The sequence below is a fragment of the Herbaspirillum sp. GW821-FHT09A12 genome (assembly GCF_059418325.1).
Genome location: NZ_JBWKPR010000002.1, coordinates 737,958 through 760,165, shown reverse-complemented (window position 1 = coordinate 760,165; position 22,208 = coordinate 737,958). Strand labels below are relative to the sequence as shown.

The window sequence follows — 22,208 nt, the reverse complement described above, 5'->3', positions numbered from 1 at the left end:
TAAGCTGGCCGGCAGTTTAACAGGGGAAGGTTCGCGATTCGCGCATCGCCACGGGTTTTCCTTTTCGCCTGGCCGGCCAGGCTCAGTTGCGCGGCGGCATCGGCAAGCGATGCGGCAGTATCGGCGCATGGCAGGTTACGTTTTGAATTGATTATCAATGGAGCGGATGCGGATCAACGGGTAGAATTCAAATAAGAATAATTATCATCTTTACGTGTTGCGCCAATGCTTTTGCTACCGTGCTGTTCCATTGAATTCACCACGAGACAACCACTATCATGACCACCAAGAAAAATGCCTCATTGCCGATGTCGGTCTCCAGTCGCCTGGTTAGCGGCCGCAAGCAGTTGATGACAGCCGTCGCGCTGACCGCTTCGCTGGCGCTGGCCAACCCGGCTTATGCCAATTACCTGTGGCTGGAGAAAGACAACGCCGACGGGCGGGCCAATGGACGCTTCCGCGTCTATTCCGGCGAGCTCGCCAAGCGCGATGTGTCCATGCCGCAGATCGACATGCCCAAAGCCTTTCCCGCGGATGAGGCCGCCAGCCTGCCGGTGACGACGGTAGGCGACCATTTGCAGATCGACAAGGCGCCGGCAGGCGGCGACCTGCGCTTTTCCGCGCGCGAAATCACCGGCAAGAACACCGTGGTGTTCTACCAGGCCCGCTACGGCCGCAGCGAGACCGAAGCCGTCAATGACCTCGAGCTGGTGCCCACCAAGCCGGGCGGCGACACTTTCCGGCTGATGTGGAAGGGCAGTGCGGTGGCCGCGTCCCAAGTCAACGTCGAGACATCCGAAGGCTGGCGTCGTGTGCTGACGCCCGCCAAGGATGGCAGCGTCACGCTGGGCACGCCGTTTCCGGGTTTGTACGTGCTGGAAGTGACGGCCAAGGTGAACGGTTCGGTCACCATCGACGGCAAGGAGTTTACTGACGTGCGGCACGTGGCCACGCTCAGTTTCGAAGTAGTGCAATGATGGTTCGCCAGGAGGGGTATCAGGCGCCAAGTCCACTGGCGCCAGACCGCATGGAACGTTCAAGCCATAAACCGCCAATGTCGGACGTTTCGAGCACGCTTTTTTCGTAATCGAAAATACTCGCCAAAGCGGTCACAGACATCGTGGCATCGAGATTTATCGTGTGTCGCGCAGAGCGTTCAGTACCAATGAAAAAGCCGGCGAAGAATTTCTCCGGCTTGGATAATACAGATGGTAACCCGGGTAGGTTGGGCTCCACTTTTCAAGTACCTGTATTAAGCGTCCATCAGTAATATGTTGCTGCGCCACATCTTCTGGTACATAGGCCAGGCAATATCCTTCCAAGGCTGCGGTTAGCAGCTCGGGCGAGGTATTGAAAATCAATTGACCTTGTACATGTACATGCATTTCCTGGCCGTTTTTCGCAAATTCCCATGCATAGAGGCCGCCGTGGGTAGGCAGGCGTAGATTCGCGCAATTATGGGCGGTGAGGTCTGGCAGCATTGTCGGTTTTTTGCGCGTCGCAAAATACGATGGTGAACCAACAACGACCATCCTGAAGTCGGGACTGATCCGAACCGCGATCATGTCTTTGGCGACTTGATCGCCTAGCCTCACACCAGCATCGAAGCGCTCGGCAACAATGTCGATCAGTCCGTAACTTATCGTGAATTCAATTTTTATCTCTGGATACGCGGGCAATAGCTTCGATAGTTTCGGCCATAGGATTGTTCGAACCGCATGGTCGTGCGAATTGATCCTGATAGTGCCTGCCGGCTTGTCTAGTTGCTCACTCAGCGAAGCCAATTCAGTTTCAATCCCTTCACAATAAGGACCGACGCTCGCAAGGAGGCGTTCGCCTGCCTCCGTAGGGGATACGCCGCGTGTCGTACGTGTCAGCAGCCGGATGCCGATCTTTTCCTCAAGCACTCGAATTGTATGGCTGAGCGTCGATTGCGAAAGTCCGAGCTGAGCAGCAGCTCGCGTAAAGCTGCGCTCCCGCGCTACTACGACAAATGCGGCAACGTTATTAAGATTTATACGTTCCATTTATTGAAATTCTACATATCGATTTGCAAAGTATAGGTCTTCTCAAGGGAACTGTGGTGACCTAAAGTTGGGTCAGTGGGCATCGTCGGCGGCCTGACAATGTTTAGTCGGCACAAATCTTGGAGAGCGCTATGCAAAAACGTAAATTGGGAAATAACGGTTTGGAAGTATCTGCAATCGGACTGGGCTGTATGGGGCTCACTTTCGGCTACGGCCCCGCGACAGACAAAGCAGAGGCGATTGCACTTATCAGAGCTGCATTCGAGCGTGGTGTCACGTTATTTGACACGGCAGAAGCTTACGGTCAGGTAAATGAAGAAATGGTCGGTGAGGCCGTGGCGCCTTTTCGTGACCAAGTGGTTATTGCGACTAAATTCGGTTTCAAGGATGGCAATGCGGCCACTGGACTCGACAGCCGGCCGGAGCGAATTCGCTTGGTCGCGGAACAATCGCTGAAAAGATTGAAGACCGATCGAATCGATCTGTTCTATCAGCACCGTGTCGATCCGAATGTTCCTATGGAAGATGTTGCAGGCGCAGTTCGGGACCTCATCAAGGAGGGCAAGGTAAAGTACTTCGGCATGTGCGAAGCCGGTGTGCAAGCTATCAGTCAGGCACATGCCGTGCAGCCGCTGTCCGCCTTGCAGAGCGAATACTCGATGTTTACGCGGGAGCCGGAAAGCGAAATCCTGCCGACGCTTGAGAAATTAGGCATTGGCTTCATTCCGTTCAGTCCGCTTGGAAAAGGTTTTCTTACCGGCAAGATAGACGCCAATACGACGTTTGCCAGCGGTGATGTCCGCAATAACTTGCCCCGTTTCGCAGACGAGGCACGTGAAGCCAATCACAACTTGGTTTCCTTGATTGGCGAGGTGGCGAAGCGCAAACAAGCCACGCCGGCTCAAGTCGCATTGGCATGGCTTCTGGCCCAGAAACCCTGGATCGCGCCTATTCCTGGCACGACCAAGCTGCATCGTTTGACAGAGAACGTCGGCGGCGCCACCGTCGAACTGACCAATGAAGACCTGAAGGAAATCGGCGATGTCTTGGCCAAGGTTCCGGTGCAGGGTGAGCGATACAACGCGCAGATGATGAAGACGATCAACCGCTAAGTTCAAAGTTCAAGGGCTCGGTCCGAGCCGACGTTCTACTCGTAGATCGTTATCCGTACAAAATATTTCGAAGGAAAAAATGATGAGTAATCAAACACTCAGGGGACGTGTCGCGCTGGTCACCGGCGGGACAACCGGCCTTGGTTTCGGTGCCGCGAAACGTCTCATTGAACACGGCGCCGTGGTCTACATCACGGGCCGGCGACAGGAGGTGCTTGATGCCGCCGTCAGCAAACTTGGCGCAAGTGCAGTGGGAATTCAGGCCGATGTCACAAGCAAGAGTGACATGCTGCGAGTCGCAGAAATGATCAGGAAGGCACACGGCCAGCTGGACATTTTGTTCGCCAATGCCGGTGGCGGCCATGCAACGCCACTCGCACAGTTGAGCGAAGAACAGATTGACAGCGAACTCAGTATCAACATCAAGGGAGTTGTTCTGACGGTACAGAGTACCCTTGGCGTTCTGCGCGATGGAGCATCAATCATTCTCAATGCATCCATTACCGCCGATATGGGGTTGCCGGGTTTTGCTGTTTATGCAGCGACCAAGGCCGCGGTGCGTTCGCTCGCGCGCAGCTGGACCACCGATCTCAAGCACCGGAAGATCCGGGTCAACACGATCAGCCCTGGCGTGGTACCTACCGAAGGATATAGCCATGAGCAAAAAATGACCGATGCCGAGGTCGCAGGCTACGTCAGCCGCGTATCGACAGAGATTCCGGCAGGGCGGGTTGGAACGGCCGAAGATATTGCTGACGCCTTGGTGTTTCTTGCGTCCGATGCGAGCAGCTATATCTGCGGCATCGACCTGGTGGTCGATGGCGGCATGACCCGTGTATATGCTGGCAAAAATTGAAGGTGGCAAGAATGCAAAACGCTAAAGCACAGGAACGCCATATCGTTTGTGAATTGCGTTGTGAGACTGCGGATCGGGAACGGGTTCGGGAACTCGTTCTGCAATTCGTCGAACCAGCCCGACGCGAGGCCGGTTGCCTCTATTACGATCTCCACCAAAAGATGGATGATCTCAACACTTTTTACATCATCGATGGATGGGTAGACGAACAAGCAGTTGCCGCTCACGCGGCTAATCCACATGTGGCCGAGGTGATGAAAGAACTTGGTCCACTCCTCGTATTCGGCCCGTCAATCACATTATCCAAGCGTATAAGCGATTAAAAGAACGGACTTCTTTGATCTGAGCATCCCCAAAACGACAATGACAAGGCCACCGGCAGCAGCCGGAGGCTGCGTCAGGCCTGCCGTCCCGCTATAATGCCCCTTTGGACGTTCGGAAAATATCCCGAAATATCAGGCGCTTAGGAAGCCATCCCGCAGCAGGGGCATCCCTGGCCGCTTCCTTCAGCCCGTTTTACGCCTTTCGGCACCGATATCGTGACTTACAGCATCAAAGAAATCTTCTACACCTTGCAAGGCGAAGGCGCCCACGCAGGCCGTCCGGCGGTATTTTGCCGCTTTTCCGGCTGCAACCTGTGGACCGGGCGCGAGGAAGACCGCAGCCGCGCCATTTGCCAGTTCTGCGATACCGATTTCGTCGGCACCGATGGCGAGAACGGCGGCAAGTTCAAGTCGCCGCAAGAATTGGCCGCCAAGATCAACAGCCTGTGGCCGGCGAGCTATGCGCCCAGCAAGTACGTGGTGTTTACCGGCGGCGAGCCGCTGCTGCAACTCGATGGGCCATTGATCGATGCCATGCATGCCGCCGGCTTCGAGATCGCCATCGAGACCAACGGCACCATTCCCGTGCCGCCGGGCGTGGACTGGATCTGCGTCAGCCCCAAGATGGGTTCGGAGCTGAAGGTGAAGCAGGGCAGCGAACTCAAGGTAGTGGTGCCGCAGGCCGGACAACCGCTGGCGGAATACGAAACGCTCGATTTCACCCACTTCCTGCTGCAGCCCATGGACGGGCCGGAGGCGGCGGCCAATACCAGGCTGGCCATCGAGATGGTCAAGGGCAACCCCAAGTGGAAGCTGAGCATCCAGACCCACAAGCTGCTCAATATTCCCTGAACATCTTCCCGCTCCAATACCCGGCATGGTCAATCCGCCTACGCGAGGCCGCGCCGATTGATTACAATCGCTTATCGCCGCCCGCTGCGCGTGTTGCACCTTGTGCGCCGGAGCCGGCCTCCCTCTCGGAAAACCATTCATGCTGACGATCACCCGCAAACTCGAATTCGATGCCGGCCACCGCATCCCCGACCACAAGAGCCAGTGCCGCAACCTGCACGGCCATCGCTATACGCTGGAGATCACGCTGACCGGCGCGGTGATCGACATCGAAGGCAACTCCGACAATGGCATGATCATGGACTTTTCCGACATCAAGTCGCTGGCCAAGGAACACCTGGTCGACGTCTGGGACCATGCCTTCCTGGTCTATGAAAAAGACACGCCGGTGCGCGACTTCCTGGCCAGCCTGCCGGGCCACAAGACGGTCGTCATCGACAGCATCCCGACCGTGGAAAACCTGGCGCGCGCCGCCTTCCATATCCTCAAGGCGGCCTACAAGGACCGCTACGGCACCGGCCTGCACCTGCAAAAGCTGGTGCTGCACGAGACGCCCAATTGCTGGGCCGAAGTCACTGCCGACTAAGGACGACTTCATGCCAACCGAAGACGACCTGCGCCACATGCGCGCCGCGCTCGACCAGGCCAATAACGCCTGGGCGCTGGGCGAGGTGCCGGTCGGCGCGGTGGTGGTCAAGGACGGGGCGGTGATCGCCACCGGCTTCAACCATCCCATCGGCAAGCACGACCCGACCGCACATGCGGAAATCATGGCGCTGCGCACGGCCGCCGAAAAACTGGGCAACTACCGCTTGCCGGGCTGCGAGCTGTATGTGACGCTGGAACCTTGCGCGATGTGCTCGGGCGCCATGATGCATGCGCGCCTGGCGCGGGTGGTGTACGGCGCGGCCGACCCCAAGACCGGCGCCTGCGGCTCGGTGCTCAACCTGTTCGAACAGGAAAAATTGAACCACCATACCGAATTGCAGGGCGGCGTGATGGCCGAAGAGTGCGGCCAGTTGCTGAAGGATTTTTTCGCCATGCGGCGCGACCAGCTGAAGCAGCAGCGGCTGCTGGATGCGGCGGCGAATGGGCAAACCGACGATGAAAGCGAACAGCAATGACAGAGGCAGCAGCGGCCGCCGGCCGGGAACTACTCGATGGGCTGGTGCCGGCCGGCACCGGCGTGGCGATCGTTGCGCCGTGCGGCCATGCGGTCGACCCGGCAAACGTGGAGCGCGGCGTGGCGCTGCTGGCGTCGCTGGGCTGCCGCGTGCGCAATTTCTACAGTCATGAGGCGCGCTTCCAGCGCTTCGGCGCCACCGACGAGCAGCGCGCCGCGCAACTGATGGAAGCGGCCGCCGATCCGGATATCGATGTGCTGCTGTGCCTGCGCGGCTCCTATGGCATGAGCCGCATCCTGCCGGCGCTGGATATTCCTGCGCTGGCGGCCAGCGGCAAGCTGCTGGTCGGCTACAGCGACGTCACCGCGCTGCAATTCGCCTTGCTCAAGCTGAGGGGCATGGCCGGTTTCCAGGGGCCCATGCTGGCTGGGGATTTCGGCGCTGAACAGCCGAACTGGCAGGCCTTGGCGACGTTCTGGAAAACCCTGTCTGCGCCGCAGACCGTGGTGCGCAACTACACCGGCCCGGCCGGCGCCGAGCGCGCGCCCAACGGCGACCGTTGGACCGACCCGCACAGCCCGGCCCTGCAATGCGAGGGCAAGCTGTGGGGCGGCAACCTGGCGATGGTGGCGCACCTGGTCGGCAGCCCGTGGTTCCCGCAGATCGATGGCGGCATCCTGTTTCTGGAAGATGTCAACGAGCACCCGTTCCGGGTCGAGCGCATGATGCTGCAACTGGAGCATGCCGGCGTGCTGGCGCGGCAAAGGGCGATCGTGCTGGGGGACTTTTCCTGCTACCGGCTGGGCGAGGTCGACAATGGTTACGACTTCGGCGAGATGCTGGCCTTCCTGCGCCAGCGCATCGCCACACCGATCGTCACCGGCCTGCCGTTCGGCCACGTGCGCGACCTGGTGACGCTGCCGATGGGGGCGCATGCGGCGCTGGATTCGAAGGGGGCCGAAGGCTTCACGCTGACGCTGTCGGGCTATCCAACGCTGCGCAGGCGATAATTCCAATATTTCCGATCATTCCTACTGCTCCTTGATCTCCACCTTCACCGCATCCTTTTCCACGGTGATCTTGCCCGGCTCGAAGCGCTTGCCGTTCATTTGCAGCTGCTCGGGCGTAAAGGTGTAGACCGCATAGTCGCGCAGCAGCTTGTCGGCGGCGGCATTGCCCAGCGCGCTCAATTGCTGGCTGTATTGCGGCGGCAGGTCTTGCGAATCGACGTTCTCCACCCTGGGCGCATCCAGCCGCAGCGAACGCGTGGCGGGATCGTACTTGAAGCCGCTGCTCATGGTCAGCGCGGCATTGACCGGCCGGGCCAGCAGCAACGGGTTGGCGATTTGCGCATCGACCACAGTGCTCAGGCGGTTCTTGTCCGGCTCCATCCCCAGGCGCGGGTTGCTCAGGGTGACCTCGAAAATTTCCATATAGCGCAGCTTGCGCGGAAACTGCGGCGCGATCGCCGCCTCCAATTCCTTTTTTGACACGCTGTATTCGCCGGTCCAGAGGTTGTAGGCGGCATGGCTGGCCGCGGCAAGTCCCATCCCGATGAGGGCAACAGCGGCGAGGGCGGCGGGAGTGGTGCGGCGGGGCATCTTTTTTGCTTGTGTCATATCGTCTTCATTTCAATGCTGCGAAGCCGGTTGGAGTGAGAGCGTGTTATGAGCTATTACAGCTCCCGCGCAGCCCCGGCAACGGGCCGGATGCAAGGCGCGACGACGCGCCGTGGTGGCGCCACGGCAAGGAGGAGCAACACAGCAGGCGGCCCGTTGCCGGGGCTGCCCGAAGGGTTCAAATGAGAAGGGCACAGTGCGGCGTTGCGGCGCTTGCACAGGGCACCACCCTGTGCGGCGCACCGCGCCTTGCACTGCACCCTTCTCATTTGAACGCGGGGGCTGTAATAGTTCATAACACGCTCTGGGCCGGCTAAAAATCCCGGCCATTGTAGCTTCCGGCGGGCAGGCGGGCTGCGCCTGAGGCTTGCTGCCGGGAAAGGACGGCGGAATCGGGCGGCGCCGGTTGTCCCGCAGACGGGCTGCAACGCAAGCCGGCACTGGCTCGCAGTGGTAAAATTGCCGTTTTCGCCCGTTTTGGCGCGCCTGGCGGCAATGTCTGCTTTTTATCGCGCGCAAGTTTCATTTTAGAAAAGGTTTTTCGCAGTGCTATCCACCGCTAACATCACCATGCAGTTCGGCGCCAAGCCGTTGTTCGAGAACATCTCCGTCAAGTTCGGCGACGGCAACCGTTACGGCCTGATCGGCGCCAACGGCTGCGGCAAGTCGACCTTCATGAAGATCCTGGGCGGCGACCTCGAGCCGTCGGCCGGCAACGTCAGCCTGGACACCAACGAGCGCCTGGGCAAGCTGCGCCAGGACCAGTTCGCCTATGAGGAAATGCGCGTGCTGGACGTGGTGATGATGGGCCACGTCGAGATGTGGGCGGCGATGTCCGAGCGCGACGCCATCTACGCCAACCCGGATGCCACCGACGACGACTACATGAAGGCCGCCGACCTGGAAGCCAAGTTCGCCGAATACGACGGCTACACCGCCGAAGCGCGCGCCGGCGAACTGCTGCTGGGCGTGGGCGTGCCGATCGAACAGCACCAGGGCCCGATGAGCAACGTCGCGCCCGGCTGGAAGCTGCGCGTGCTGCTGGCGCAGGCGCTGTTCTCCAACCCGGACATCCTGCTGCTGGACGAACCGACCAACAACCTGGACATCAACACCATCCGCTGGCTGGAAGACGTGCTCAACGAGCGCAATTCCACCATGATCATCATTTCCCACGATCGCCACTTCCTCAACCAGGTCTGTACCCACATGGCCGACATGGACTACGGCACGCTGAAGGTCTATCCGGGCAACTACGACGACTACATGCTGGCCTCGTCGCAGGCGCGCGCGCAGCAACTGGCGGTCAATGCCAAGGCCAAGGAAAAGGTCGCCGAACTGCAGGACTTCGTGCGCCGCTTCTCGGCCAACAAGTCCAAGGCGCGCCAGGCGACATCGCGCGCCAAGCAGATCGACAAGATCAAGGTCGAGGATATCAAGCCGTCTTCGCGCGTGAACCCCTTCATCCGCTTTGAAGGCGAGAAGAAGCTGCACCGCCTGGCGGTGGAAACCCAGGGCATCACCAAGACCTACGACCGCGACATCTTCAAGAACTTCAGCATCATGGTCGAAGCCGGCGAAAAGATCGCCATCATCGGCGCCAACGGTGCCGGCAAGACCACCCTGCTGCGCAGCATCGGCGGCGATGCGGCCGGCGGCATCCATCCGGACCACGGCCAGGTGAAGTGGGCCGAGAACGCCAACGTCGGCTACATGCCGCAAGACCCGACCGAAGAGTTCGCCAAGGGCGAGACCCTGACCGACTGGATGGGCATGTGGACCCAGGAAGGCGACGACGACCAGGCCGTGCGCGGCATCCTGGGCCGCCTGCTGTTCTCGGGCGACGACGTCAAGAAATCGGTCAAGGTGCTGTCCGGCGGCGAAAAAGGGCGCATGATGTACGGCAAGCTGATGCTGGGCCGCCATAACGTGCTGCTGATGGACGAACCGACCAACCACATGGACATGGAATCGATCGAGTCGCTCAACATCGCGCTGGAGAAATACGCCGGCACGCTGCTGTTCGTGTCGCACGACCGTGAATTCGTGTCTTCGCTGGCCACCCGCATCCTGGAAGTGAAAGACAATGAGATCGTCGACTTCCAGGGCAACTATGAAGACTACCTGGCCAGCCAGGGCATCCAATAACCCGCAGAGCCATCCCACTGCCATGCAAGCAACCGCAACCAAGGTCGTCGAATTCGAGCGGCCACAAATGGAGACCGGCGGGAGTTGTACCGCCAACGCCTGGGCCAAGGTACCGCCGACGCCCAGCGTAGAGGAGCGCGCCAACCTCAAGGCGCGCATCAAGCAATTGCTCAAGGAAAAGCAAGCGGTGCTGGTGGCGCACTATTACGTCGACGCCGATCTGCAAGACCTGGCCGAGGAAACCGGCGGCTGCGTGTCCGACTCGCTGGAGATGGCGCGCTTCGGGCGCGACCATCCGGCCCAGACCCTGGTCGTGGCCGGGGTGCGCTTCATGGGCGAGACCGCCAAGATCCTGAGCCCGGAAAAGCGCATCCTGATGCCCGACCTGGACGCCACCTGTTCGCTCGACCTGGGCTGCGCCCCGGACGAATTCGCCGCCTTCTGCGACCAGCACCCGGACCGGACCGTGGTGGTCTACGCCAACACCAGCGCCGCCGTCAAGGCGCGCGCCGACTGGATGGTGACCTCGTCGATCGGGCTGGAGATCGTGCAGGAGCTGCACGCGCAGGGCAAGAAGATCCTGTGGGCGCCCGACAAGCATCTGGGCGGCTACATCCAGAAACAGACCGGCGCCGACATGCTGCTGTGGCAGGGTTCCTGCCTGGTGCACGACGAATTCAAGGGCGTCGAGCTGGAACTGATGCGCGCCGAACATCCCGAGGCGCTGGTGCTGGTGCACCCGGAGTCGCCCGCGGCGGTGGTGGCGCAGGCCGATGTGATCGGTTCGACTTCGCAACTGATCGCCGCTGTGCAGGCCTCGAATGCGCCATCGTTCATCGTGGCGACCGATAACGGGATTTTGCACAAGATGCGCCAGGCTGCGCCCGGCAAGTTGTTCATCGACGCGCCCACGGCCGGCAACAGCGCCACCTGCAAGAGCTGCGCGCATTGCCCCTGGATGGCGATGAACGGCTTGCAGAATCTGTTGCACGTATTGGAAACCGGCGCTAACGAGATTCACGTCGATCCCGCCGTCGGCAAGCAAGCCGTGGTGTGCATCGACCGCATGCTGGATTTCGCAGCCAACAAGAAAGCCAATGTCCGCCCCTCGGCGCGGCTTGAAGACGAACAGACCCTGTTTGCAGGAATCGGCCCAGCATGACACTCCACGCCATCAAAACCAGCCCCAGCAGCATCAGCGCCACCAGCAGCCTGCGCAACCCCTTCGCCCCGTTCGATGCCGCGCTGCATGCGGCGTTCGACGCCAACGTCAACCAGGCCATCGCCGAGGACGTGGGGGATGGCGATTACACCGGCCTCCTGGTGCCCGAGAACGAATTCGTCAAGGCGCGCGTGATCGTGCGCGAAGCCGCCGTGCTGTGCGGGGCGCCCTGGTTCGAGGCCGTCATGACCCGCCTCGACCCGCGCCTGCAAATCGGCTGGAGCTATGCCGAAGGCGACCTGATGCAACCCGACACCGAGGTCTGCACCATCGAAGGCCCGGCGCGCGCCTTGCTGACCGCCGAGCGCGGCGCCCTGAATTTCCTGCAATTGCTGTCGGGCGTGGCCACCGCCACCCGGCGCTACGTCGACGTGGTGGCCGGCACCGGAGCGAGCATCCTCGACACCCGCAAGACCTTGCCCGGCTTGCGCCTGGCGCAGAAATACGCGGTTCGCGTGGGCGGCGGCGCCAACCAGCGCCTGGCGCTGTATGACGGCATCCTGATCAAGGAAAACCATATCGCCGCGGCCGGCGGCATCACCGCCGCGATGAACGCCGCGCAGAAACTGGGGGCCGGCGTGACCATCCAGGTCGAGGTGGAAGACCTCGCGGAACTGAAGGAGGCGCTGGCCGCCGGCGCCGTCTCCATCCTGCTCGACAACTTCTCGCTGGAGATGATGCGCGAAGCGGTCGCCTACAATGCCGGCCGCGCCGTGCTGGAGGCGTCCGGCGGCATCAACATGCAGACCGTGCGCGCCATTGCCGAAACCGGGGTGGACCGCATTTCCATCGGCAGCCTGACCAAGGACATCCGCGCGGCGGATTTCTCGTTGCGCGTGGTCGGCTGAGCATCGGCCGTTTGCGCTGCCGAAAAAACGCCGCGTCCAACGCGTAATGCCGTTCAGTTAAGGCTAATTCTGAACTACTCATCACAGACCCCGTTCGGGCTGAGTAGGCCCGTCAGGGCCGTATCGAAGCCAGCGTGTCAGCCTTACCGGTCTTGCCTGCCCTTCGATACGCTGCTGCGCAGCTACTCAGGGCGAACGGAGTCCGGACTCCACAAACACAAATGCCGTTCATCGTTTAACTGAACAGCATTAGCGTCCAACGCGGCGTTTTTTATTTCACCATGACTGCAGTCCGGCACTTCGCTGAACTACGCCAGGACTGGATACAGCAGGTCTCGTTTTATAGCGTCGGCACAGGGGTGCTGCCGTTCAAGGCCGGAATCTTTGAAAACACGTCAGCCATAAAATCCATGAACACGATAGCCCGCGTGGGGAGCAGTCTATTGGCGACATAAACCATCTGCACGGGGACCGGGGGCGCCGCATGGTTGGTGAGAATGAACTGCAATCTCCCGCTGTTGAGCCCGTCCTCAAACAGCCACGCGGGGCCATGCGCCACACCCAGGCCTGCCGCGACCGCCGCACTCACAGCGTCGGGCGAGTTGACCCTGAGCCTGCCGGCAATCGGAATGTCGGCGTCCCGGAATCGCCAGGTCGCCCCGGACGACAGTAAGGTGTAGACGATGCAATCGTGGTCGCGTAGATCATCCGGGGTCTGCGGAACTCCGCGTTTAGCCAAGTAGTCCTTGCTGGCGACGAAGACCCGGTCGTACCCTCCAAGACGCCGGGCGCGCAAGGTGCTGTCCTCCAGTTGTCCTATGCGAATGGCGAGTTCGGTGCCTTCATTGACCAGGTCTATGTATCGATCGTTGAGTTGGAGATCCAGGGTCAATTGAGGGTAGCGCTCCAAAAAGGCCGGCACATGCGGAAGCACAAACGCGTGTGCGAGCGCTGTCGGACAGGCTACGCGCAAGAGTCCCGAGGGCTCGACATTGTTCCTGAAGGACGATTCGGATTCATCCACCGCATCCAGGATGCGCCGGATGTCCGCATAGTAGCGTTCGCCCTCCGGCGTCAAGGATAGCTTCCGCGTAGACCGGTGGAGCAAGCGCGTCTGCAAATGATCCTCCAGAGCCGCTACATAACGGCTCACATTGGGTTGTCCCAGCCCTAGATCGCGCCCTGCCGCCGAAAAGCTTCCTGTTTCTACAGCACGCGCGAAACATGTCATCAAAAGAAATCGGTCCACTTCTCCACCTCAATTCATGCCTGATTTGCATGAATTATATGCGAATGGGCAGTCTTATCTGTTGCGGGGTATGAGCGCATATTGCTCCATGTCGACCGTGGTGGTCGTCATTCACCGGAGAATTCAAATGTCGCGCTTGCAAGGTAAACGTACTCTCATCACTGGCGGCACCAGTGGCATCGGGCTGGAAACGGCAAAGCAGTTCCTGGCGGAGGGCGCTCGTGTGATCGTCACGGGTGTCAACCCCGATTCGATTGCAAAGGCCCAGGCCGAATTGGGCCCGGAAGTGCCGGTGCTGCGCGCCGACTCGGCCAGCATCGCAGCACAAAAGGAGCTGGCACAAGTCATCAAGGAACACTATGGCCAACTCGACGTTGCCTTCCTCAATGCCGGCGTATCCGTCTGGCGGCCCATTGAGGAATGGACGGAAGATATGTTCGACCGTTCTTTCGACATCAACGTCAAAGGGCCGTACTTCCTGATGCAGGCGCTGTTGCCGGTGTTCGCAAATCCTGCTTCCGTAGTGTTGACCACTTCCGTCAGCGCGCATGCGGGCGCAGATCGCTCGTCCGTGTATGCCGCGACGAAGGCCGCATTCCTGAACATGTCGAAGACGCTCTCGACCGAATTGCTGGGCCGTGGCATCCGTGTCAACGCTGTGAGCCCTGGCCCCGTCGAGACGCCGCTTTACGACAAGCTCGGCGTTCCGGAAGCATATCGTGAGCAGCTTAACAAAGAGATCGCGGCAACCATTCCGCTTGGGCGCTTCGGTACTTCCGACGAGGTGGCCAAAGCCGTGCTGTATCTGGCATCGGACGAGTCGCGCTGGACGGTCGGCTCTGAAATCGTTCTTGACGGCGGCCGCTTGCTCAATGGCTAAGCGCGCAGCTCAAGTCGAAGACTATGCCGATCGTTTCCAGGCGCATCTCCGCCAACAAGGCGCGCTGATCGCTGCCGCTTTCTAGAATCGTCCTCAAAGAAGCGCGCCGCCGTGGCATGGAGGTCATCCATGTGATGCTACCGGCTTGCGCTGTTGGCCAGCCCTCGAACGCGCAGCCCAAGGTTGCGCGAATTTCGTCGGCATTTGCCGTGTTCCGCTACGGCAGCCGCGAGCCTGCCTGATAGAATGGCCGGCATTGCCGCGGCCGAGATCGCGCAGGCATCGCCACCTTCATTTCCCGGGACTCCATTGTGAAGCCAGACAATCTTGTTGCGCCATTGGCGTGGGCTGTCGTGTATTTCCTGTTCGGCTTCGCGTCGCATGAGCTCAACGGGGCATTCATCGCCAGCGGCTATATCTGGCTGCCGGCCGGCATCACCGTCAGCGCGCTGCTGCTGACGCCAACCGCGCGCTGGTTCCCGTTGCTGGTGCTGCTGGTGGCGGCCCAGGTGTTGCTGGGCTGGATCGAGCAACGCGAACTATGGCGCATGATGCTGTTTTCGCTGGACGAGATCGGCGTGGCCGCCATCGTCGTGTGGCTGGTACGGCGCGCACCTTTCCCGATGGAAGGGCTGTTCTTCGTGCGCGGCCTGCTGATCATCGGCGTGGGCGCCAGCGTGGTCAGCGGCATGTTCGGCGCCGCCTGGTTCCAGTTCACACAAGGCTTGTCGTTCTGGCAGACGCTGCGCATCTGGGCGCTGTCCGACTTGGTGGGCATCCTGATCATGACGCCGGTGCTGGCCGGCTGGTCGCAGTTTCGCGCGACCCGCTCGGGAGGCATTGCCCGTACCGAGTTCCTGCTGGGCCTGGCCTCCTTCGTCGCCATGGTCGCATCGGCTTACCTGGCCTTCGACAGCGATATCGACCGCCTGGTATTCGACGTCGAATTCTCCACAACTTACGTTCCCCTGTTTTTCATCGCGCTGGTGACCCTGCTATGGGGCGGGCGCGGCGGCGCGCTGTCGGTGGCGGTGCTGTCGCTGATGGCCTTCGTCTACAACTCGCTGGGGCGCGGCCCCTTCGTCGAGCTGGTGCGGCTGCATTCCAGCAATGCCTTGCTGGAGCTGCAGATCTACCTGGCGGTGGCGTCGCTGCTATCGCTGCTGATCAGTGCGCTCAAGACTACCCGCGAGCAATTGCACGAGGATGTCGCGCGCTGGAAAAACGAGGTCGAGCTGTCGCTGTCGGCCAGCCGCCAGTTGGCTTATACGCTCGATCCGCAACAGCTTGTCTTCACCTGGAGCGGCGATGTCGAGGCGCTGCTGGGGGTGCCGGCGACGCAGTTGCACACGCTGGATCAGGTGCTGCGGCGGGTGTCGCCGCTGGACCAGGCGCGTCTGCGCCAGCGCTGGCTGGACGATGGCGATGGCGATGAGCGCGCCGACATGCAGTTCCGACTGCAGGATGGCAACGCGCTGGTGCTCGACAGCAGCCGTAGCCTGCTGGACGCCGAAGACCGCCTGGCGCTGGTGGCCGGCGTCTGGCGTTTCTCCGACCAGGCGCAGCAGGCACAGGATACGGCGCCAAGCCGGGGCGCGTAGTGAGCGGCCGTGTCGGCGCCTTGCTCATCCATGGGTTGGGCGGTACCCAGTACGATCTGGGCTCGATGCACAAGATCCTGCGGAAGGCCGGAGTGGAAACGCACGCCATCACCCTGGCCGGCCACGGCACCAGGCCGGAGGATCTGGTGCGGGTGCGCGCCGAGCAATGGGTCGACGCCGTCGAGGACCAATACCGCGAACTGCAGCCGCAGTACGACCAATTACATATCATGGGCATGTGCATGGGCGCGCTGGTAGCGTTGGCGCTGGCCGAGCGCGTGCAGCACGGCGCAGCCCAGGGCAAGCTGGTGGCGCTGGCGCCGCCGATCCATATCGACGGCTGGTCCACGCCCTGGTACGCCATGCTGCGTCCGCTGTTCTACCTGATCCCCGGCGTGGCCGCGCGCATGAAGGTGGAAGAGGGCGAGCCCTACGGCATCAAGAACACGCTGGTGCGCGCCGTGGTGAAAGCCAAGTTCGAGCGCGGCGACGATTTCCATTACCGCTGGGTGCCGCTGAGCTGCGTGCGGCAGGTCGACCGCCTGCGCGCCTGGGTCATGCGCGGCGCCAGGAACATCAAGGCGCCCACGCTGGTGCTGCATGCGCGCGAGGATGAGCTGACCAGTCTGCGTTCGGCCGAGTTTCTCAAGGAGCAGATTGCGCAGGCGCGCGTGGTGGTGCTGGAAAACAGTTACCACATGATCTGCGTGGACAATGACCGTGACCAGGTCGCCAGCAGCATCCTGGCGTTTTTCGGCTTGCCGCCGCAGGCGTTCCGCCCGCGCAGGCGGGAGCGGGGCGGTGAGGCCCCGTCGCGGGAAAGCGGAGCCTAGCCGTGGCTCAGAACACCCGTCCCAGTTGCATGTACACGTTCCATACGCCTTGCTGGCCCAGCGCCACGCCGAAATAGAGCGGGCCGACCGGGCTGGTGCCGCCCAGGAACAGGCTCACGCTTTTCTTGTAGGGGCCGTCGCCGAAGGCGTCGCGGCTCTGCCAGACGTTGCCGGCTTCCAGGCTGGTGCCCAGCACCGGATTGCGCAGGCCGGGCAAGCTGTATTCGGCGAGGTCGCGCAAATAGGTCAGGCGGCCGTACAGCAGGTAATTGCCGAAGAACTGATCCGGCGCATAGGCCGACAAATGCTGGAAGCCGCCCAGCGTGAAGCCGATGCCGGCGCTGTTTGCCGACAGGCTGCTGGCCCCTTCCAGCGCGAGGTTGATGGTATCGAGCCCGCTGCTGAAGGCCCACAGGGTCTTGGCCTGGACATCGGAGAAGCGGCGTTCTTCGCCGCCGAAGCCGCGGTTGGCCTCGGCCGAGAGGTAATAACCCTTGCGCGGGAAGAGCACGTCGTCGAGCTGGTCGATGGTCAGCCGCAGCCGGGCCACCGGCTGGTTGCTCTGCAGGTCGGGGAATACATTGCCCTCGTCGGTGCTGATGTTGTACGAAGGCGAATACTTGACGTGCTGGTAGTTCACCCCGAGCCGCAGCTCGCCCAGGTGGCTGATGGGCACGCCCAGGTCGATGCCGGCGGTGGCCGAATCGATGCGGTATTCATTCAAGGGCGAGGCCTTGACGTCGCTGCCGTCGGGGTAGAGGTCGACGTAGCGCCGGCTGATCTCCACATACGGCGCCACGTACATGCCTGACGCGCCGAATACCGGCTGGCGCAGTTCGCTTTGCAGGCTGGCCAGCTTGTTGCCCAGCACCAGGTCGTTGCGCCACTCCAGGCCGCTGCTGTTGAGCCAGGGATAACGGTGGCCGATCTGCAGGTTGAAGCCGCCGCGGCCGTTGAAGTTGTTGGACAGGCCCAGGCCGAACAGCAGGTATTGCGGCCCCCAGGTTTTTTCTTCGGCATCGATCACCAGCACGTTGCGGCCATCGTCTTGCCTCACCAGCTCTTGCGTCACCGTATTGAAGTCGCCGTTGGTCGACAACTCCGCCAGTTGCCCATTGATGCGCTGGCCGTCGTAGGCGTCGCCTTCCTTCACGCCCAGCCGCTTGCGCACATAAGCCGCCGGGATACGCGCGCTGCCATGGATCTCGATGGCATCGATGCGGGTGTCGCCGGCCAGCGCCACGCCGGTGTGGGCGCGCGCGGCCATGTAGGCCTGCCATTGCGCCGGCGGCAGCGACAGTTGCACCAGGCGCTCATTTTGCTGCTGCGCCGCTTCCCAGCCGGCGTTGATGCCATCCTTGCCGCGCGCGAAGTCGGTGAAGGACATGCCCGCCAGGTTCGGTTCGATCAGCACGTCGGGCTTGCCGAGCAGGGCTTTTTGCGCCTTCACGTTCTGCTGGATCAGGATCCCCACCATCTGCTGCGCCACCGCGGTGGGCGACTGCAACTGCGAGGCGTCTTGCAGCGGGGTGGCGATGTTGACCGCGATTACCACGTCGGCGCCCATGTCGCGCGCGGTTTGCACCGGCAGGTTGCTGACCAGCCCGCCATCGACCAGCGTGCGATCGCCGATGCGAAAGGGCGCGAACAGCCCCGGCACCGCCATGCTGGCGCGCATGGCGCGCGGCAGGGAGCCGTCCTCCAGCACCACTTCGCTGCCTTTGCCGAGATCGGTCGCCACCGCGCGGAAGGGGATCGGCAACCGGGAAAATTCGATATTGGCCGGCAGCTGCGCAGTCCAGTTCTGCAGCAGCGACAGCAGGTTGTTGCCCTGGATCAGGCCGGAGGCCAGCTTGAACTTGTCGCCGTCAAAACCGGCCGACAGCGAAATCGGGTACTGGAATTCGTCCTCGCGCTGCGATTGCGGCAGGCGCGAGCGCTCGCTGCGGTCGAAGGCGATATCGGAGAGGTTGGTGGCGGCCAGGCGCTTTTCCAGTTCGTCGGCCGGGATGCCGCTAGCGTACAGTCCGCCGATCAGCGCCCCCATGCTGGTGCCGGCGATGCAATCGACCGGGACGTGCAGTTTTTCAAGGTATTGCAGCACCCCCAGGTGGGCATAGCCGCGCGCGCCGCCGCCGGACAGCACCAGGCAGATGCGCGGGCGTTGCTTGCCGGCAGCCGGGCCGCTTGCCGGCGCCTCGGCCTTGGCCGGTGCGCCCGGGAGGGCCGCCAGGGCCAGGGTGACCAGAAAAATGAACGGGATGGACAGGCGCAGACGGCTGCGCGGAAATAGGAAAAAGGGCCGTGGCACGGTGGGCGTTCCGCAATGAAATAGGGAAAACGGCCAATTGCCTGGATGCGTCTCTCAGGCGAAAAATGGCCGATGATCGATGGCGGATATTACACCAGCTACACCGGCGCGAGGGCGCGGCGGCAATTGCATCGCATCCGGAGCGGCTCAGGAATAGTAGGCGCCGGTAGGCGGTTCGGCCAGGAACTCCTTGGCCTGGCGGATGCTTTCGGGTGGCACGTGGCGCAGCGATTCCTTGTGCGCTTCCACGCTGTCCCAGACCTCGACGATGACGATGCGGCGCGGATCGGCATGGTCTTGCAGCAGTTCGCAGGATTGGCAGCCGGCGGAGGCGCGCACGGCGGGCAAGATGCCCATCAGGAAGTTCTTCAGGTCGCCGGCGTGGTGTTCCTGCGCACGGAAGCTGTTGATGCGGGTGATGCTCATGATGACCTCCTTGGCCGTTCGCTGGCGCAATGCGCATGCCTGGAGCGTGTTGCACCGTGCATCCAGGGGTTCTGGCACGCTCCAGCCGATGCTAGCCGCGTGCAGGGCGGCATGGCAAGGGGATTCGATGCTGCGCGGCGTCATCGGCCGCGCAGCCTCCGGCCAGACGTTTATAGCCCCGGCAGGATGGTCGGCGTGGCGCGCGGCAGCGTGCGCGGGTAATCCTGGCTGAAATGCAGGCCGCGGCTTTCCTTGCGGGTGAGCGCGCTGGCCACGATCAGCTGGGCCACGTCGACCAGGTTGCGCAGTTCCAGCAGGTCGCGCGTGATGCGGAAGTTGGCGTAGTACTCGTCGATCTCTTCCTTGAGCAGGCGGATGCGGTGCTGGGCGCGCTCCAGGCGCTTGTCGGTGCGCACGATGCTGACGTAATTCCACATGAAGCGGCGCAGCTCGTCCCAGTTGTGGGCGATCACCACTTCCTCGTCGGCATCGGTGACGCGGCTTTCATCCCATTGCGGCACCTCGGCGAGGGGCTTTGCGTTGGCCGCCAATTGCCGTTCGATGTCGCCTGCCGCCGAGCGGCCCAGCACCAGGCATTCGAGCAGCGAATTGCTGGCCAGCCGGTTGGCGCCATGCAGGCCGGTATAGGCGGTTTCGCCCACGGCATACAGGCCCGGCATGTCGGTGCGCCCGGCCATGTCGGTGACCACGCCGCCGCAGGTGTAGTGCGCGGCCGGCACCACCGGGATCGGCTGTTTGGTGATGTCGATGCCGAACTCCAGGCAGCGCGCCATGATGGTCGGGAAATGTTCTTGGATGAATGCCGGGCTCTGGTGGCTGATGTCGAGGTCGACATGATCCAGGCCGCGTTTTTTCATCTCGAAGTCGATGGCGCGCGCCACGATGTCGCGCGGCGCCAGCTCGGCGCGTTCGTCATGCTCGGGCATGAAGCGCGTGCCTGCGGCCGCGCCGGCCGACTGCGGCAGCAACAGATGCGCGCCTTCGCCGCGCAGCGCTTCGCTGATCAGGAAGGATTTGGCGTAGGGATGGTAGAGGCAGGTCGGATGAAACTGGATGAATTCCATATTGGCCACCCGGCAACCGGCGCGCCAGGCCATGGCGATGCCGTCGCCGGTGGCCGAATCCGGATTGGAGGTGTACAGGTAGACCTTGCCGGCGCCGCCGGTGGCCAGCACCGTATGGCGCGCGGCGATCGAAAGCACGCGTTCCGAATCCGTGTCTTGCACATACACGCCCAGGCAGCGCGCCTCGGCTTGGGGATCGAGCTTGCGGGCCTGGATCAGGTCGATCGCGCAGTGGTGTTCCAGCAGGGTGATGTTGGGATGCGTGCGTACCCGCTGCTCCAGCGTTACCTGCACCGCATGGCCGGTGGCGTCGGCCGCATGGATGATGCGGCGCTGGCTGTGGCCGCCTTCGCGCGTCAGGTGGTAGCCCAGCTCGGCGCTGTCGTCGCGGGTGAAAGGCACGCCTTGCTCGATCAGCCATTCGATGGCTTCGCGGCCATGTTCGACGATGAAGCGCGTAGCGCCTTCATCGCACAGCCCGGCGCCGGCCACCAGGGTGTCGGCGATGTGCTGGCTATGGCTGTCGCCGGAATCGAGCACGGCGGCGATGCCGCCCTGGGCCCAGTTGCTGGCGCCGTCGAGCAGTTCGCCCTTGGAGACGACGACGACCCGGTGTTTTTCGGCGAGGTGGAGTGCAACGGAAAGACCGGCCAGACCGCTGCCGATGATGGCGACATCGAACTTCATGATCGTGAGCAACACTGCTGTTGTGTGAGGGGTGGGGCAGTGATTATAACCACCGTGCGCTGGAAACTGTTTAGCGCGTTTTCATGACGCGCGATTCCTCCCCCGTCGTCCCGTGAAAGCTGGCCGGATTCGGCAGATGCACGGGTTTTCTGAAATCTGCCACAAATTCCCCATTGATCGATATCCAATGCAGCGGCATCGCAGTAGTGTCTGGCACAGGAAAAAAATATCCTTGAAATGGTATATCATGTCCAGCAATCAGGAACGCCAGCTTGTGTGGCTCGGCAGCAGTAAAAAGGATCTGTTGGCGCTTCCGGTTCCGGTGCGCAAGTTCTTCGGGCACGCGCTGGATGTTGCCCAGCACGGCGGACAACATGCCGCGGCCAAGGCGCTCAGGGGTTTTGGCGGAGCAGGGGGGCTGGAAGTCGTGGAAGACGATGCCGATGGCACGTACCGCGCCGTCTACACGGTGCGTTTCGCTGAAGCGGTATTCGTGCTGCACGTCTTCCAGAAGAAAAGCAAACGTGGCATCGCCACACCGCAAGCGGACATGGAAATCATCAGAAAACGGTTGCGGGTGGCGGCAATCGTCGTACAGGAGTCGGGAAATGAAGAAGCGCGTCATTGAAGGCATCGAGGTCGAATCCAGTTCGGGCAACGTATTTGCCGATCTGGCGCTGCCTGATGCCGACAAGCTCAAGATCAAGTCCGGATTGACCATCGAGATCGCCAAGGCAATCCGCAAGCACGGATTGACCCAGGCTGAGGCGGCCCAACGCATGGGCCTGACGCAGCCCAAGGTGTCGGCACTCCTGCATGGGGAGTTTTCTAATTTCTCCGAACGCAAGCTCATGGATTGCCTGACCCGCCTGGGTTACGACATTGAAATTCGCGTCCATGCTTCCAGTTCGGGCGTCGGACACCTGACGCTCACTCCGGCCTGAACAAGGCAAGCACCGGTTCTAAAGAAAACCGGGCCCCGACTTGCATCGGAGCCCGGCTTCG

General features: G+C 61.9%; 22 protein-coding genes. 16 read left to right on the top strand and 6 right to left on the bottom strand.

The window, feature by feature from the left end:
• Nucleotides 1-278: 278 nt before the first annotated feature.
• Nucleotides 279-977 (top strand): hypothetical protein, encoded by a 699-nt coding sequence (locus AC07N6_RS08440; protein ID WP_494779864.1) that lies wholly within the window; start codon nt 279-281, stop codon nt 975-977.
• 156 nt (nt 978-1,133) lie between these two features.
• On the opposite strand, the gene AC07N6_RS08435 is transcribed toward AC07N6_RS08440, so the two are convergent.
• On the bottom strand, nt 1,134-2,027 hold the full coding sequence (locus AC07N6_RS08435; protein WP_494779863.1) for a LysR family transcriptional regulator: 894 nt from the start codon (nt 2,025-2,027) through the stop codon (nt 1,134-1,136).
• A gap of 131 nt (nt 2,028-2,158) precedes the next feature.
• Between AC07N6_RS08435 and AC07N6_RS08430 the strand changes: the two genes are divergently transcribed.
• From AC07N6_RS08430 to ldcA, 7 genes are all read left to right on the top strand, one after another.
• Nucleotides 2,159-3,139 carry an aldo/keto reductase gene (locus AC07N6_RS08430; RefSeq protein WP_494779862.1) on the top strand — a complete coding sequence of 327 codons (981 nt, stop codon included), beginning with the start codon at nt 2,159-2,161 and terminating at the stop codon, nt 3,137-3,139.
• A 79-nt stretch (nt 3,140-3,218) separates the two neighbouring features.
• Complete coding sequence (locus AC07N6_RS08425) at nt 3,219-3,995, top strand: SDR family NAD(P)-dependent oxidoreductase (protein WP_494786249.1); 777 nt, start codon at nt 3,219-3,221, stop codon at nt 3,993-3,995.
• A gap of 11 nt (nt 3,996-4,006) precedes the next feature.
• Entirely contained in the window at nt 4,007-4,318 is a 312-nt protein-coding gene (locus AC07N6_RS08420) for a putative quinol monooxygenase (protein WP_494779860.1), read from the top strand.
• A gap of 216 nt (nt 4,319-4,534) precedes the next feature.
• Nucleotides 4,535-5,170, top strand: a complete 636-nt coding sequence (queE, locus tag AC07N6_RS08415) for a 7-carboxy-7-deazaguanine synthase (protein WP_494779859.1) — start codon at nt 4,535-4,537, stop codon at nt 5,168-5,170.
• A 139-nt stretch (nt 5,171-5,309) separates the two neighbouring features.
• On the top strand, nt 5,310-5,756 hold the full coding sequence (queD, locus tag AC07N6_RS08410; RefSeq protein WP_494779858.1) for a 6-carboxytetrahydropterin synthase QueD: 447 nt from the start codon (nt 5,310-5,312) through the stop codon (nt 5,754-5,756).
• A gap of 10 nt (nt 5,757-5,766) precedes the next feature.
• Nucleotides 5,767-6,294, top strand: coding sequence for a tRNA adenosine(34) deaminase TadA (tadA, locus tag AC07N6_RS08405; RefSeq protein ID WP_494779857.1), 528 nt, complete (start codon nt 5,767-5,769; stop codon nt 6,292-6,294).
• Complete coding sequence (gene ldcA, locus AC07N6_RS08400) at nt 6,291-7,304, top strand: muramoyltetrapeptide carboxypeptidase (protein WP_494779856.1); 1,014 nt, start codon at nt 6,291-6,293, stop codon at nt 7,302-7,304. Before tadA ends, ldcA begins: the two co-directional genes overlap by 4 nt.
• 21 nt (nt 7,305-7,325) lie before the next feature.
• Here ldcA and AC07N6_RS08395 read toward each other — a convergent pair whose 3' ends face one another.
• Nucleotides 7,326-7,913, bottom strand: coding sequence for a DUF1439 domain-containing protein (locus AC07N6_RS08395; protein ID WP_494779855.1), 588 nt, complete (start codon nt 7,911-7,913; stop codon nt 7,326-7,328).
• Nucleotides 7,914-8,459: 546 nt separating this feature from the next.
• Here AC07N6_RS08395 and AC07N6_RS08390 point away from each other — a divergent pair.
• From AC07N6_RS08390 to nadC, 3 genes are read left to right on the top strand one after another with little or no spacing between them, the layout of a single operon-like run.
• The gene (locus AC07N6_RS08390) at nt 8,460-10,061 is read left to right on the top strand and encodes an ABC-F family ATPase (protein WP_494779854.1); all 1,602 of its coding nucleotides are present in this window, start codon (nt 8,460-8,462) and stop codon (nt 10,059-10,061) included.
• 22 nt (nt 10,062-10,083) lie between these two features.
• Nucleotides 10,084-11,223: a quinolinate synthase NadA gene (nadA, locus tag AC07N6_RS08385; RefSeq protein ID WP_494779853.1), complete on the top strand. Its 1,140-nt coding sequence runs from the start codon at nt 10,084-10,086 to the stop codon at nt 11,221-11,223.
• Nucleotides 11,220-12,131, top strand: coding sequence for a carboxylating nicotinate-nucleotide diphosphorylase (gene nadC / locus AC07N6_RS08380; protein ID WP_494779852.1), 912 nt, complete (start codon nt 11,220-11,222; stop codon nt 12,129-12,131). The genes nadA and nadC overlap by 4 nt, the downstream gene beginning before the upstream one ends.
• A 340-nt stretch (nt 12,132-12,471) precedes the next feature.
• Here the strand turns inward: nadC and AC07N6_RS08375 are convergent, their stop codons facing one another.
• Nucleotides 12,472-13,380, bottom strand: coding sequence for a LysR family transcriptional regulator (locus AC07N6_RS08375; RefSeq protein WP_494779851.1), 909 nt, complete (start codon nt 13,378-13,380; stop codon nt 12,472-12,474).
• A 127-nt stretch (nt 13,381-13,507) separates the two neighbouring features.
• Between AC07N6_RS08375 and AC07N6_RS08370 the strand changes: the two genes are divergently transcribed.
• From AC07N6_RS08370 to AC07N6_RS08360, 3 genes are all read left to right on the top strand, one after another.
• The gene (locus AC07N6_RS08370; protein ID WP_494780264.1) at nt 13,508-14,260 is read left to right on the top strand and encodes an SDR family oxidoreductase; all 753 of its coding nucleotides are present in this window, start codon (nt 13,508-13,510) and stop codon (nt 14,258-14,260) included.
• 311 nt (nt 14,261-14,571) lie between these two features.
• Entirely contained in the window at nt 14,572-15,861 is a 1,290-nt protein-coding gene (locus AC07N6_RS08365) for an MASE1 domain-containing protein (protein WP_494779850.1), read from the top strand.
• A complete protein-coding gene (locus AC07N6_RS08360; RefSeq protein WP_494779849.1) occupies nt 15,861-16,694 on the top strand; it encodes an alpha/beta hydrolase in 834 nt (277 codons plus the stop codon). The genes AC07N6_RS08365 and AC07N6_RS08360 overlap by 1 nt, the downstream gene beginning before the upstream one ends.
• 7 nt (nt 16,695-16,701) lie before the next feature.
• On the opposite strand, the gene AC07N6_RS08355 is transcribed toward AC07N6_RS08360, so the two are convergent.
• The 3 genes from AC07N6_RS08355 to nadB form a co-directional block, all read right to left on the bottom strand.
• Entirely contained in the window at nt 16,702-18,933 is a 2,232-nt protein-coding gene (locus tag AC07N6_RS08355) for a patatin-like phospholipase family protein (RefSeq protein ID WP_494780263.1), read from the bottom strand.
• Nucleotides 18,934-19,152: 219 nt separating this feature from the next.
• On the bottom strand, nt 19,153-19,431 hold the full coding sequence (locus tag AC07N6_RS08350; protein WP_494779848.1) for a putative quinol monooxygenase: 279 nt from the start codon (nt 19,429-19,431) through the stop codon (nt 19,153-19,155).
• Between the two features lie 170 nt (nt 19,432-19,601).
• Entirely contained in the window at nt 19,602-21,203 is a 1,602-nt protein-coding gene (gene nadB / locus AC07N6_RS08345; RefSeq protein ID WP_494779847.1) for an L-aspartate oxidase, read from the bottom strand.
• A gap of 247 nt (nt 21,204-21,450) precedes the next feature.
• Here nadB and AC07N6_RS08340 point away from each other — a divergent pair, with 247 nt between their 5' ends.
• Both AC07N6_RS08340 and AC07N6_RS08335 read left to right on the top strand, forming a co-directional pair.
• Nucleotides 21,451-21,831: a type II toxin-antitoxin system RelE/ParE family toxin gene (locus AC07N6_RS08340; protein WP_494780262.1), complete on the top strand. Its 381-nt coding sequence runs from the start codon at nt 21,451-21,453 to the stop codon at nt 21,829-21,831.
• The gene (locus tag AC07N6_RS08335; protein WP_494779846.1) at nt 21,812-22,147 is read left to right on the top strand and encodes a helix-turn-helix domain-containing protein; all 336 of its coding nucleotides are present in this window, start codon (nt 21,812-21,814) and stop codon (nt 22,145-22,147) included. Before AC07N6_RS08340 ends, AC07N6_RS08335 begins: the two co-directional genes overlap by 20 nt.
• Nucleotides 22,148-22,208: the final 61 nt, after the last annotated feature.

Excerpts from the sequence above, each read along its gene's own strand:
- AC07N6_RS08440 (WP_494779864.1), top strand. The coding sequence starts at position 279 with ATGACCACCAAGAAAAATGCCTCATTGCCGATGTCGGTCTCCAGTCGC.
- AC07N6_RS08435 (WP_494779863.1), bottom strand. The coding sequence starts at position 2,027 with ATGGAACGTATAAATCTTAATAACGTTGCCGCATTTGTCGTAGTAGCG.
- AC07N6_RS08430 (WP_494779862.1), top strand. The coding sequence starts at position 2,159 with ATGCAAAAACGTAAATTGGGAAATAACGGTTTGGAAGTATCTGCAATC.
- AC07N6_RS08425 (WP_494786249.1), top strand. The coding sequence starts at position 3,219 with ATGATGAGTAATCAAACACTCAGGGGACGTGTCGCGCTGGTCACCGGC.
- AC07N6_RS08420 (WP_494779860.1), top strand. The coding sequence starts at position 4,007 with ATGCAAAACGCTAAAGCACAGGAACGCCATATCGTTTGTGAATTGCGT.
- queD (WP_494779858.1), top strand. The coding sequence starts at position 5,310 with ATGCTGACGATCACCCGCAAACTCGAATTCGATGCCGGCCACCGCATC.
- tadA (WP_494779857.1), top strand. The coding sequence starts at position 5,767 with ATGCCAACCGAAGACGACCTGCGCCACATGCGCGCCGCGCTCGACCAG.
- ldcA (WP_494779856.1), top strand. The coding sequence starts at position 6,291 with ATGACAGAGGCAGCAGCGGCCGCCGGCCGGGAACTACTCGATGGGCTG.
- AC07N6_RS08395 (WP_494779855.1), bottom strand. The coding sequence starts at position 7,913 with ATGACACAAGCAAAAAAGATGCCCCGCCGCACCACTCCCGCCGCCCTC.
- nadA (WP_494779853.1), top strand. The coding sequence starts at position 10,084 with ATGCAAGCAACCGCAACCAAGGTCGTCGAATTCGAGCGGCCACAAATG.
- nadC (WP_494779852.1), top strand. The coding sequence starts at position 11,220 with ATGACACTCCACGCCATCAAAACCAGCCCCAGCAGCATCAGCGCCACC.
- AC07N6_RS08370 (WP_494780264.1), top strand. The coding sequence starts at position 13,508 with ATGTCGCGCTTGCAAGGTAAACGTACTCTCATCACTGGCGGCACCAGT.
- AC07N6_RS08350 (WP_494779848.1), bottom strand. The coding sequence starts at position 19,431 with ATGAGCATCACCCGCATCAACAGCTTCCGTGCGCAGGAACACCACGCC.
- nadB (WP_494779847.1), bottom strand. The coding sequence starts at position 21,203 with ATGAAGTTCGATGTCGCCATCATCGGCAGCGGTCTGGCCGGTCTTTCC.
- AC07N6_RS08340 (WP_494780262.1), top strand. The coding sequence starts at position 21,451 with ATGTCCAGCAATCAGGAACGCCAGCTTGTGTGGCTCGGCAGCAGTAAA.
- AC07N6_RS08335 (WP_494779846.1), top strand. The coding sequence starts at position 21,812 with ATGAAGAAGCGCGTCATTGAAGGCATCGAGGTCGAATCCAGTTCGGGC.